The sequence below is a fragment of the Xenorhabdus doucetiae genome (assembly GCF_000968195.1).
Lineage (GTDB): Bacteria > Pseudomonadota > Gammaproteobacteria > Enterobacterales > Enterobacteriaceae > Xenorhabdus > Xenorhabdus doucetiae.
The window spans coordinates 614,966-627,181 of sequence record NZ_FO704550.1; the positions used below are offsets into that span (position 1 = coordinate 614,966).

Annotated in this window: 12 protein-coding genes, 1 tRNA gene and 1 pseudogene; 10 read left to right on the plus strand and 4 right to left on the minus strand. The window is 44.3% G+C overall.

Annotation, left to right across the window (positions count from 1 at the left end):
* Nucleotides 1-30 precede the first annotated feature (30 nt).
* Both efp and sugE read left to right on the plus strand, forming a co-directional pair.
* Nucleotides 31-597, plus strand: coding sequence for an elongation factor P (gene efp / locus XDD1_RS03025; RefSeq protein ID WP_045968552.1), 567 nt, complete (start codon nucleotides 31-33; stop codon nucleotides 595-597).
* A gap of 207 nt (nucleotides 598-804) precedes the next feature.
* Nucleotides 805-1,119, plus strand: coding sequence for a quaternary ammonium compound efflux SMR transporter SugE (gene sugE, locus XDD1_RS03030; protein WP_045968554.1), 315 nt, complete (start codon nucleotides 805-807; stop codon nucleotides 1,117-1,119).
* Between the two features lie 40 nt (nucleotides 1,120-1,159).
* Here sugE and XDD1_RS03035 read toward each other — a convergent pair whose 3' ends face one another.
* Nucleotides 1,160-1,372 (minus strand): helix-turn-helix domain-containing protein, encoded by a 213-nt coding sequence (locus tag XDD1_RS03035; protein ID WP_045968557.1) that lies wholly within the window; start codon nucleotides 1,370-1,372, stop codon nucleotides 1,160-1,162.
* Nucleotides 1,373-1,592: 220 nt separating this feature from the next.
* Between XDD1_RS03035 and XDD1_RS03040 the strand changes: the two genes are divergently transcribed.
* Nucleotides 1,593-1,763, plus strand: coding sequence for a helix-turn-helix domain-containing protein (locus XDD1_RS03040; RefSeq protein ID WP_045968559.1), 171 nt, complete (start codon nucleotides 1,593-1,595; stop codon nucleotides 1,761-1,763).
* A 255-nt stretch (nucleotides 1,764-2,018) separates the two neighbouring features.
* On the opposite strand, the gene uriH is transcribed toward XDD1_RS03040, so the two are convergent.
* Nucleotides 2,019-2,969, minus strand: a complete 951-nt coding sequence (uriH, locus tag XDD1_RS03045) for a uridine-preferring nucleoside hydrolase UriH (protein ID WP_045968561.1) — start codon at nucleotides 2,967-2,969, stop codon at nucleotides 2,019-2,021.
* Between the two features lie 314 nt (nucleotides 2,970-3,283).
* On the opposite strand from uriH, the gene XDD1_RS03050 reads away from it, so the two are divergent.
* From XDD1_RS03050 to XDD1_RS19065, 6 genes and pseudogenes are all read left to right on the plus strand, one after another.
* Nucleotides 3,284-4,585, plus strand: coding sequence for an NAD(P)/FAD-dependent oxidoreductase (locus tag XDD1_RS03050; RefSeq protein WP_045968563.1), 1,302 nt, complete (start codon nucleotides 3,284-3,286; stop codon nucleotides 4,583-4,585).
* 34 nt (nucleotides 4,586-4,619) lie between these two features.
* A complete protein-coding gene (locus tag XDD1_RS03055) occupies nucleotides 4,620-5,000 on the plus strand; it encodes a cupin domain-containing protein (RefSeq protein WP_045968565.1) in 381 nt (126 codons plus the stop codon).
* Between the two features lie 15 nt (nucleotides 5,001-5,015).
* Nucleotides 5,016-6,509: an aldehyde dehydrogenase family protein gene (locus XDD1_RS03060; RefSeq protein ID WP_045968567.1), complete on the plus strand. Its 1,494-nt coding sequence runs from the start codon at nucleotides 5,016-5,018 to the stop codon at nucleotides 6,507-6,509.
* A 154-nt stretch (nucleotides 6,510-6,663) separates the two neighbouring features.
* Nucleotides 6,664-8,100, plus strand: a complete 1,437-nt coding sequence (phoA, locus tag XDD1_RS03065) for an alkaline phosphatase (protein ID WP_045968570.1) — start codon at nucleotides 6,664-6,666, stop codon at nucleotides 8,098-8,100.
* A gap of 521 nt (nucleotides 8,101-8,621) precedes the next feature.
* A complete protein-coding gene (locus tag XDD1_RS19060; protein ID WP_084720920.1) occupies nucleotides 8,622-8,783 on the plus strand; it encodes a helix-turn-helix domain-containing protein in 162 nt (53 codons plus the stop codon).
* Between the two features lie 136 nt (nucleotides 8,784-8,919).
* Nucleotides 8,920-9,486 (plus strand): annotated as a pseudogene (locus XDD1_RS19065) (IS6 family transposase); the annotation flags it as partial.
* Between the two features lie 316 nt (nucleotides 9,487-9,802).
* On the opposite strand, the gene XDD1_RS03075 reads toward XDD1_RS19065, so the two are convergent.
* Nucleotides 9,803-9,887, minus strand: a tRNA-Leu gene (locus XDD1_RS03075).
* 394 nt (nucleotides 9,888-10,281) lie between these two features.
* On the opposite strand from XDD1_RS03075, the gene ampH reads away from it, so the two are divergent.
* The gene (gene ampH / locus XDD1_RS03080; protein ID WP_045968572.1) at nucleotides 10,282-11,499 is read left to right on the plus strand and encodes a D-alanyl-D-alanine-carboxypeptidase/endopeptidase AmpH; all 1,218 of its coding nucleotides are present in this window, start codon (nucleotides 10,282-10,284) and stop codon (nucleotides 11,497-11,499) included.
* A gap of 78 nt (nucleotides 11,500-11,577) precedes the next feature.
* Here ampH and XDD1_RS03085 read toward each other — a convergent pair whose 3' ends face one another.
* Nucleotides 11,578-12,171 carry an aminomethyltransferase family protein gene (locus tag XDD1_RS03085; protein WP_045968574.1) on the minus strand — a complete coding sequence of 198 codons (594 nt, stop codon included), beginning with the start codon at nucleotides 12,169-12,171 and terminating at the stop codon, nucleotides 11,578-11,580.
* Between the last annotated feature and the right edge of the window lie 45 nt (nucleotides 12,172-12,216).

The following is a 12,216-nucleotide window of genomic DNA, read 5'->3' on the forward strand; positions in this document are numbered from 1 at the left end:
AGCCATTTTGTTAAAAATTAGAGGATCTCCATGGCTACTTATAGTACCAATGAATTCCGTTCAGGTCTTAAAATCATGTTAGATGGCGAGCCGTGCGCTATTCTTGACAGTGAATTTGTTAAACCAGGTAAAGGACAGGCATTTGCCCGCGTTCGTCTCCGTAAACTGATTTCTGGTAAACTGCTGGAAAAAACTTTTAAATCAACCGATTCCGTTGAAAGCGCAGATGTCATGGATGTCAACCTGACTTATTTGTACAACGACGGTGAATTCTGGCATTTCATGAACAACGAAACTTTCGAGCAGTTAGCTGCGGATGCGAAAGCCGTTGGTGACAATGCAAAATGGCTGATCGATCAGGCAGAATGTATTCTGACGCTGTGGGACGGCCGTCCTATTGCTGTCACACCACCAAACTTTGTTGAACTGGAAATCGTGGATACCGATCCAGGTCTGAAAGGTGACACTGCGGGTACTGGCGGTAAACCTGCAACGTTGAGCACCGGCGCTGTGGTTAAAGTCCCTCTGTTTGTACAGATCGGCGAAGTTATCAAAGTTGATACTCGTTCTAACGAATACGTTTCTCGCGTGAAATAATCGCGTTTGTTATTCTAAAAAAATCGCAACCCCTTCGTCTAGGGGATGCGGTTTTTTTGTTGCTAATTACCGATCACTAGCATTTATTGCGGCTATCAGAACGGATAGCTATAATCCCATTTCATCTCTTATCGTTATCCTGGACGACCCGGATAAACGCCATCTTATTGGGGACGGCCCCACTTATCATCATATAAAGGGAAAGACATGTCTTGGTTGATCCTTCTTATTGCAGGTTTGTTGGAAGTCGTGTGGGCAGTAGGCTTGAAATATACCCACGGTTTTTCACGTTTGATACCGAGTTTAATGACGATCAGCGCGATGGTTGTCAGCATGGGGTTACTCGCCTATGCCATGAAAAATCTGCCGGCAGGAACGGCTTATGCCGTGTGGACAGGGATTGGTGCGGTAGGTACAGCGATTTTCGGCATTATGGTACTGGGGGAATCTGCGAATTTTGCCCGAATATTGAGCCTCGGTTTGATTGTGGCAGGCATTATTGGCTTAAAGTTAGCCAATTGATTGCTGATAAATAAACCCAGCAGAGTTGCTGGGTTTATCATTATTTTTTTTCATAACGTGAAGGCCATATTTCTTCTGGCGAGCGTCCCAGCGCTGCTGCAATAAGACGCTCGCCTTTTGGCCAGTGTCGTTGCAGTGCATTGGCAAGCGTTGATGATGCCAGCCCTGCTGTCCGCGATACTTCTGACAGTGTTGTCCCACGCTTTTTCAACTCAGCAATGATGTCAGCAGAATGCCAGTCTTTTTTTTCCATCCTTAACTTCTCCGATTGTCTAACCATTTTATTTTCAATAAACATAAATTACTTTTCCGTAGACTATAAGTCACACATTTTAGCATAACTCCAGCTAAAACGTGACTTATAGTCCGTGGTCGGATAAGTAACATGAATCGATACTTATCGGATGAAAAAATCGAACAACATCAAATCCCTTTTTGGTCAAAGAATTCGGTATCTCAGGAGAGAAGCTGGGATGTCACAAGAGGCTTTTGCCGATAAGTGTGGATTAGATCGCACTTATGTCAGTGGTATTGAGCGTGGAGTCAGAAACCCTACCTTGGAAATTATCAATGTGATAGCAAATGGATTGCAGATTGAACTCAATGAATTGTTTGATTTTGAGACAATACACCCTCCCCATTAAACTAATCTCTATATCTTCACCTTTTTTCTTTCAATGACAAAGTTGCAGCCAATAAAGCTGCGACTAGAAAATCATCTTCTTTGTCATTTGGCTTTAACATCAGGCTGATTTACCTGACAAGGTATTACAATATGTCACATTATTTTTGATCTTATGTCGTGCTGTGTTGATGGGGAACTGGTTAGTTTGAGCGAAATTTCCTCGATCCTTGAGGCTGCCTTTCCGCCTCAAGCGCCAAAAAATAAGTTGATAAAATCAGTAAGTTGTTTCACCAATATTTTTCAGCGCATTAATCACTAATTGCCAGAATCTGGCATGATCCAATTTAACCGCAACTTGCGTATGGCAATCTTCAGGTGGCGGAAAACGGAAATCTGCCACGGTCATTCCTGTGGTTAACGATCCCGTTAGCTCGATATCCACAGGCACTTTTTGCGTCGTCATAACATCAGGATCGATCACATAGGCCACCGCACAGGGATCATGCACAGGAGGATAGCCAAAGCCTTGATGCTCACGATACCTATCGCCATAAAATTTCAGCGCATCCAAAACGAATTGAGCCGGACGTGTCTTAATCTGAGAGATTGCTTCGATAATATCAGGGGTTGCTTGCGCTTGATGAGTGAGATCTAAACCGACCATCGTCAGCGGCCATTTTTCGTTAAAAACAATGTGTGCCGCTTCCGGATCGATCACGATATTGAATTCTGCCACTGCGCTGCGGTTTCCTTTATGATATCCGCCTCCCATCAAGACGACTTCCTTCACACGCTCAACGATTTGTGGCGCTTTGCGTGCGGCCATAGCGATATTCGTCAACCCCGCAGTGGGCACCAATGTGACACTTTGGGGCGGATTTTCCATAATCACATCAATAATTAAATCAACGGCATGGCGGGCATCCAGCCTTATGTTAGGCTCAGGAAGAATGGTGCCATCCAAACCCGTTTCACCATGAATGTCTGGTGCCGTCTTGATTTCCCGCACAAGCGGGCGGTGGCAGCCTGCGGCGAAGGGAACGTTATGAATATTGGCGATGTGTGCAACGCAAAGGGCATTTTGGGTGACTTTATCCAGGGTTTGATTACCCACCACTGTTGTTACCGCCAACAATTCAATATTGGGATCTCCATGAGCAAGCAGGAGAGCAATGGCATCATCATGCCCAGGGTCGCAGTCAAGGATAATTTTCTTGGGTAGCATATTTATTCCTTTTTTCGGTACATATGTAAATATCTACCCTCAGAATAATTCACTAATAGAAAAAATTCCCCCTCAAGTTGTCACAAAATGAAAATACTCAGATAACAATTTGTTAATAAATATTTTAATAATTGTGATTTTATTAACATAAAAACAACAAATGGTTTGAGCATTTCAAGAACATATGATTCATATAGATACCAGAGATGAAGTGCAAGGATAGCGATTTTTATTAATTTATTAACTTATTAATATCCTGACTCTTTCATTGCTTTGTTAATACACCTGAATAACAAATGCTCATGGGGTATAACATGAATAATAATCTTGACTCATTAACATATTATGCAGTGACTAAAAAATATGATCTTCGTTTTCCAATGTTGACAGAGGATCTGGATGTTGATGTCGTTATCATTGGCGGCGGTTTTTCTGGTATCAATACGGCCTTAGAGTTGGCTGAAAAAGGCATCACGAATATTGCTGTCTTGGAAGGCCGGACGTTGGGATATGGCGGTACAGGCCGTAATGGTGGTCAGGTGATGACGGGAATTGGCCATGATCTGGATAAGATCAAACGCCATGTGGGTCAAAAAGGACTGGAAACCATATTTAAAATTAGCAGCTTGGGAGCGGGAATTATCCGTGATCGCATTGCCAAATATGATATTCAGGCCGACTTTTGCCAAGGCTATGCCTATCTTGGCATGAATTCACGGCATGATAAAACCCTGCGTAGTTGGTTAGCGGAATTTCGCGCGGCTTCTCCTGATGAAGAAATTGAGCTTTATACCGGCGCAGAGGTTAAAAAAGTCATTGGCTCAGATCGCTATACCAGCGCATTAAAACATATGGGCGGCGGACACGTTCACTCACTCAATTTGCTGTTGGGGGAAGCCAAGGCTGCCACTGAATATGGCGTCAAAATTTTTGAAAACAGTCAGGTTGTGGACGTAGAGTATGGCCCCAGGGTTACAGTACGCACAGCAACGGGGTCGGTGCGTGCCAGCAAAATGTTGTGGGCGTGCAATGGCTTTTTGGATGGGCTTGAACCGACGATTTATAGAAGGACCATCAATACCTATGCTTTTCAATTAATGACAGAAGCACTGTCGGACGATTTGATTGAAAGGATTAGCCCAATTCGTGGGGCATATGGTGATATTAGCCCTGTCATCGATTACTACCGTGTGACCAAAGAAAATCGCCTGCTATATGGCGGCGCGACACATTTTATTGAGTATATCCCTTCTGATTTAAAAGCATGGAACCGCAATCTCATGCTCAAAACCTTCCCTTATTTAAAAGAGGTGAAGATAGAGCTGGCATGGGGGGGACCATTATGTTGCAGCGCGAATCTGTTCCCGCAAATAGGCTCTCTGCCTAATCATAAAAATGTGTTCTATGTGCAAGGCTATTCGGGTTTTGGCGTAACGCCGAGCCACATTATTTGCAAAATTCTGGCTGAGGGCATGAGCGAAGGCTCAGAGCGCTATTCGCTACTTAGTTCGATTCCACACGCCAACATCATCGGGAAAGACAGACTGAGAAATGTCCTGCTCTCGGCCGGTAAGATTTGGCACCAAACTTCGGGTTATTGGAAAGGGCGTCGTTAATTTTTTTGAACAGTCACTATTAAAGGAAAAAGTCATGATAAAGCCATTACTGTTAGATAAAGCACTTCCTGAATTAATGCCGTTTGGCAGTGTTACCAACCTTGGTTCTATTGTGGTGGAAGGTGATCCGCAGGCAAGTGGAGTGATGATTCACGGCGAGCCAGCGGATAATCTGACATGCGGTATTTTTGCCTGCACCCAAGGCAAATTTAAAATGATCTATCCCTTTGATGAAATGGCAACGGTGCATGAGGGGGCCGTAAAACTGACCGATGTCAAAACCGGGGTGATGGTTGAATATCAGCAAGGTGACTCGTGGTTTGCGGCAAAGGGAACCGAAGTCTTGTGGGAAATCACCAGTGAGCGTTTCGTCAAACATTATATGGCTTGTGTTAATGGACAATTGTCTGATTAAGCAGAGGAAAAGAGGATGAATGAAATTAATTTGTTGGCATCCGTTACCACTTTTTTGCAGCGTTCCCACGGCCATTATATTAATGGCGTCGCGGTGCCTGGTCAGGAAAATGAAACTTTTTCGGTCATTAATCCCGCTTCGGGTGAAGCGCTGGCAACGGTTAATCAAGGCGGAGAGTCCGAAATTAATCAGGCAATGCAGGCGGCATCAGCCGCTTTTCATGGCGTATGGGCACAGACTTCTCCGGCAGAACGGGGAAATTGCCTGAACCGGCTGGCTGATCTATTGCAAAAAAATGGTGAGGAGTTGGCACAACTGGAAAGTTTATGCTCCGGTAAACCCATTCAATTATCCCGTATGCTGGACGTGGGCGCATCCGCCGATTATTTACGCTATTTTGCCGGATGGTCGACCAAAATCACGGGTGAGACATTGAATGTTTCATTGCCGTCGCTTAAAGGGGAAAAATATTCTGCGTTTACTTACCGTGATCCTATTGGCGTCGTCGTTGGTATTATTCCGTGGAACTTTTCCATCATGATTGCGATCTGGAAATTGGGAGCCGCACTGGCCTGTGGTTGTACGATCGTGCTTAAACCCAGTGAATATACTCCCTTAACCCTGCTTCGGGTCGCTGAACTGGCAAAAGAAGCGGGTATCCCGGATGGGGTGATCAATATCGTCAATGGTTCAGGTGCCCGCACGGGTTCTTCGCTGATTAATCATCCCCAATGTGCCAAAGTCACGTTTACTGGCTCCGTTCCGACAGGCATTAGCGTGGGGAAACTGGCGTTGGAACAGGGGCTAAAGCGTACAACGCTGGAGCTTGGCGGCAAAAACGCAGCCGCTTTTCTGTCTGATATGACCGTTGAACAGATGGTTGATGGCATATTGGAAGCGGGATATCTGTATCAAGGGCAAATTTGTGCGGCGGCGGAACGTTTTTATATTCCATCCGTTCACATGGATGCAGTTTTGACGTTACTTTCCGAACGCTTATCTGCAATGAAAATCGGTTATCCTCTTGATGAATCAACGGAAATGGGGCCATTGGCTAACAAAGCACATTACCAAAAGATTCTGTCTCTGTTTGAAAAAGCGCGTCAGGAAGGTAGTGAAATTGTCTATGGCGGCCATGCCCTGGAAGGGCCGGGTTTTTTTGTCGCCCCAACGATCATCAAAGCCAAGAGTGTTGAAGACACATTAATGAAAGAGGAGACTTTCGGGCCAATCGGGACTTTCCTCAGTTACGATGACGAGGAAACGTTAATTAGCCTGATGAATGCGACGCCATTTGGTTTGTCTGCCAGTTTATGGACAAATAATCTGAGCAAAGCAATGCGCATGACTCCCCGCATTGAAGCCGGCATAGTTTGGATCAACATGCATACCTTCCTCGATCCGGCCGTTCCCTTTGGTGGCAGTAAATCTTCAGGGATCGGGCGTGAATTTGGCAGTGCCTTCATTGAACATTACACGGAGCTAAAATCGGTCATGATGCGTTATTGACAGGATGCGACAGTAAATGGGATGGAAAAGAATCGTTGTCATAAGAATGTCGTCATAAGTTCAAATAATTGTCATATGACACATCTATTCTATTATTCAGGCAACTCAATATGATGATTTTTCATCCTATTCCTCTGATTGCAAGGAAAATCCTATGTCGCGTCATTATGAAAAAAAACGGCTTGCTGCGGTGATCGCTGTATTGATGTCAGGCGTTATTGCGCCCTCATGGGCTACCGGTGATGCCAATCACATCATAGAGCAACCGCGTGCAGCACAAGGCAATATTACCGAATTTGGCGGTGCCCGCCGCCTCACTCAAGATCAAACGCAGGCGCTTAAGGCGGCGCTGAACAACCATAAAGCCAAGAATGTGATCCTATTTATCGGTGATGGTATGGGTGATTCAGAAATTACCCTTGCCCGTAATTATGCCGAAGGTGCCGGTGGATTCTTTAAAGGGATCGATGCCCTGCCATTTACCGGGCAATATACCCACTACTCGTTAGATAAGAAAACGCACAAACCCAACTATGTTACAGACTCTGCGGCTTCCGCCACGGCTTGGGCTACGGGCGTTAAAACCTATAACGGGGCGTTGGGCATTGATGTTTTTGGCAAATCTCATCAATCTCTTTTGACGTTGGCGAAAAAGAACGGTAAAGCAACGGGAAATATCACCACGGCTGAAATTCAGGATGCCACACCCGCGGCTTTATATGCCCATGTGACGAACCGCAAGTGTTATGGCCCGGAAGAAACGTCGAAAATATGCGCCACGGATGCGTTAGAAAATGGCGGTAAAGGTTCCATTACCGAACAATTGCTGGCTGTACGCGCTGATGTCACCTTGGGCGGTGGCGCTAAGTCGTTTACCCAACAATCGGTATCTGGCGTCAATAAAGGGAAGACACTGCAACAACAGGCACTGGAGCAGGGCTACCAATGGGTAACGGATGCGCAGTCATTAGCAGCCGTCAAAAATGCGAATCAACAAACACCCTTGTTAGGCTTGTTCCATGAGGGAAATATGGATGTCGCTTGGCAAGGACCAAAAGCGGTCTATCACGGCAATATCAATGAAAAGCCGGTGAAATGTGCAGTAAATTCTAAATTAGATCCCAACGCACCTACGCTGGCGCAAATGACAGAAAAAACGATTGATTTACTGAAAAAGAATAACAATGGTTTTTTCCTGCAAGTCGAAAGTGCTTCGATTGATAAACAGGATCACAAGTCCAATCCTTGCGCCCAGATTGGTGAAACCGTCGCCTTAGATAAAGCCGTACAAGTTGGCCTTAAATTTGCCAAAGAGCATGGGAATACGCTAGTGATTGTGACAGCGGATCATGCACATGCCAGTCAGATCATTGAGCCTGATGTTAAATCACCCGGTTTGACGCGATCACTGATAACAAAAGATGGCGCGATCATGACTGTCAATTATGGTAATTCGGAAGGGGATACCCAAGAGCATACCGGTACACAGTTACGTGTTGCCGCTTATGGTCCATATGCTGCCAATGTTGTCGGTTTGACGGATCAGACGGATCTGTTTTTTACCCTGCGTGATGCCATGGGTTTGAAATAATGGGGCTGAAATAATAATGATAACGCGGGAAACAAGGAAAGGGAAAAGAGAAAAATGGAGAAAGCCGGACTCGACTAGTTAATTAATTCATTAATATTAAAATAAAAATTATTTATTTTTTATTCCCCCACGTGCATTTTTGCCCTTTTCTCCGTGGAAAAATATTAACGATGTTGAGTGAGGGTATATAAACTCCGGTAACTCATTTTAAGCTGCAACTTAAACGATAGTTCAGCTTCTTCTTTTTTTAATAAATTGATTTATTTTATTTATGTTTATTACTGATGGAATTTAGGAAAAAACAACCCCCTTGAATTTAGGGGCTTTCGGGAAATGGATTAGAAAGATTTGATATTGACTAATCGCAAATACTTAGATTTTATTTATCAAAATCATCACAAAGCCATATATTATCGGTAAGTACCACGTTGTATCGGTATCCTACTCGTGCTTTATATTTCTATAGGGGTATCCCCGCTTCTTTAAGCGTTTCCGGTAATTGTGACCTAAAACGGCACTAGATGAAAAAAATCGTTCAAAAAACCACGGATAAAAATTATGCCCGCCGGATCATGAGTATACTCTGGTTATACCAAGGGGAACCTGTCTCTCAAGTGGCCGATAAACTGTGTTGCACTGAGTCTTCCATCTGGCACTGGATTAGACGGTTCAGGGATGGATAGGGTTACTTAGTTTACCGGCAGGGCGCCATACCCGATGGCATTTAACCCCACTTTGGCCTTTTCTGCCTTATCTATTGAAACATTCTCCCCAACAATTTGGTTATCTCTGTTCCCGATGGAGTCAGAGAAACATCCGATGGTGGAACGTGGGATTACCGTAGATCATTCCACTCTCTCTCGCTGGGTTCACCGTTTAGTTCCGTTGATTGTTAAACGTTACTGCCGCAACAAATCTGCCGTTGGACATCGGTGGCGAATGGATGAAACCTACATCAAAGTGAAAGGTCAGTAGAAATACCTCTACCGAGCTGTTGATTCCGACGGCAAGACGATTGATTTTTTGCTGACAGCTTATCGGAATAAGAAGGCTGCCCTGCGTTTCTTTAAAAAAGTCCTGCATCAACATGGAAAACCTGACATGGTGACGATAGATAAAAGCGGTGCCGATAAAACGGTGGAAGACGAATTAAATCAAGTAAAATCAAATAATTACGCCATTGTTATCCGAAAAAACAAATACCTCAATAACTTGATTGAACAAGAACATCGTTTTGTCAAACGACGAACCCGCCCCATGCTGGGATTCAAGAATTTCAGGCGGTCTCAGACTGTGTTGGCAGGAATTGAGTTGGTCAACATATTGCGTAAAAGACAATATTCACAGCGATCGGAAAATCCAATTTCACCCGTCGCCTTCTTTTATCAACCAACTACACAAAATTTAACCAATCCTGCATTCCTTCGAACTATTATTCTTAATGCGACAGAACCTTTGCAGAACACACTTTGATATCTGTCAAAGCCATAACGATTCCCCTTCCATGTGCCTCTGTGAGTATACAACCATTATCGGACCAGCATATATACTCGGTTCTATACACACAAGCGACTTGATGTGGGTTGACTCAGATTGACTTCTGTTGAAAGGAACATCGCACGAAGCCTTGTGTGGTACGGATTTCAGACATAAAATCAGACATAAAAAAAGACGCTTCTTTTTATTAGCGTCTTAATTTATATGGTGCCGAAGGCCGGACTCGAACCGGCACACCCGAAGGCGGTTGATTTTGAATCAACTGCGTCTACCGATTTCGCCACTTCGGCACTGAAGGGTTCGGAGAACGGGGGCCATTATACCTGTCAGAAGAGCATTCGCAACACTTATCCTTTCAATCTTGTTCAAGTGTCGAAAAAAGAATCTGTTATTCTATTTTTTCGCCAATCCTTCACCTGCAACGTTTAAAATCCAATTCCCTTTTCCATCACATCCCGCAAATTCCTTCTCACACAATTTTTTTCTGCCAATAGACAAGCTATCAACTCCTTATATAATTCAAAACAATACACTGCTATGAGGTAAATTATCATGACGATTATCAGTTGGATTTTTACAGGTATCCTGTTGGGTCTGGTTATTGGTGCCATTATGGCGATTTTTAAGAAAAACAGATAAAGCTTATCCCCCCACTTTAATGCTCCCTGATTGGTTAATCCAAAAATGAAAAAACGGCGATATAAACTGTGTGCTGTTTCCGCCATGATATGGGCGATTTCAGCTTGTGCGGATTCGGGTCATTTACACCAGAACAAATTTCAGCAATCCAATGCGCAATCTGCAAGGTGGGAAGTTTTCGAGGGGAATGGCAAGATCAAGAAAATGGCGACTGCACTGGTTGATCAGTATTCGCAGTCTATTTTTGATGAAGGCAATCCTTTGGGAATGGCGATAGTGGTTATCGATAATAATCAGGTGATCCATCGCAGTCTTGGGGAAACGTATCCGGGGAGCGGCGTTCGGCCACGGCAGGATTCTTTGATTCGTATTGCTTCGATTACCAAATTGATGACCAGCGAGATCATGATTAAGTTGGCCCAGAAGAAACGCCTTAAGATTACCGATCCGTTACAGAAATACACTTATGAGGGTGTCCATATCCCAAATTACGGCACAGGTCAGCCAATCCGGCTGTATCATCTGGCGAGCCATACCAGCGGGTTGCCACGGGAGCAACCTGGCGGAAAGTGGGGACGCCCTGTCTTTATCTGGCCGACGCAATCGAACCGCTGGAATTGGCTGAAAACCGCAGGAATCAATGCCACGCCCGGCACAACCGCTGCGTATTCCAATCTGGCTTACGATTTATTGGCGGATGCCCTGTCCAAAGCAACGGGAAAGCCCTATCCCCACCTGCTGCAAGAGGAGATTACCCGTCCTTATCGCATGCAAGATACGACTCTGACGCCCACGCCATCTCAATGCGCCCGTTTGATGGCAGGGGTGAAATCCAGCCCTTGCGTCAATACCCTTGCCGCTGCGGGCAGTGGCGGGATTTATTCGACTCCCGCAGATATGCAGCGCTGGATGCAGCAATTTTTATCTTCCCATAATCAGTTAAGGAAGCAGACGGCCAGCCGTGAACAAGGTATTTACTTTAAGCGTGCTGATCTGACGTCAATCACAGGAATGGATGTGGCGGGCCAAGCGGACGGTATCGGGCTTGGTTGGGTCTATATGGATGCTAAAGACGATATTCCGGGGATTTATCAGAAAACCGGCGGCGGCGGTGGCTTCAATACTTATATAGCAATGATCCCTGAGCAGAATATTGGTGTATTTGTGGTGATGACACGCAAAGAAAAAAGCCAATTTAGCCGTGTCACGAGTGGGGTGAATGAATTAGTTGCCGCTTTGGCGCGGAATCATAACCAGATTTAGCTTTGTTACTGACAAAATAATGCCAGATTGCAATCCGCACGTTACGCAAATAACGTGCGGATTAACCATAATCTGTCTTTAAGGAATTTGACTTTCATCAGTAATCTTCATTCCACCATAATACCAAACGGGTTTATGTGGCGTATTAGGGTCTAAAGGTTCATAAGTGTCTATATTACGACGCAATATATTGACTGTATGCCGAAATCTATCCGTAATTTCTTGAGGATAACCAGAAGAATTTATCTTCTGGACAAATCCTACTTGAAAAAGACTGTTCATGACTCTAGGAGTATTAAAGTTCATCTCAATGTTAAATTTCCCTTCCGTTATGTTATAAACAATCCTTCTTGTCCTGACGTTACCAATATAACCTTCTATATAACTGTTTGGGCATAACTTAGAAAAATGGCAGGCAAAAGAATTTTCATCGCCATCAGCAGAATTACACAGGAGTAAGCGAATATAACGAAATCTTTTCAAGTTAAGGGAAAACAGCATTTCAAATAAACCTTGGGCAGTTTTGCCAATATGGTGCCCATTGACGTCAAGACATAGCATAAAACCATTTTGGGAATACCCACTATGCCCGCACACATTTAACCGTTTGATATTACGATGTTTATCTTCAAAGGTATAAAAATTCTCTGGATAATATTTTAGCTCCCTCATTGTTATTCACCTTCTGTTTCACTAAAAAATCGCCCCTACGATAAA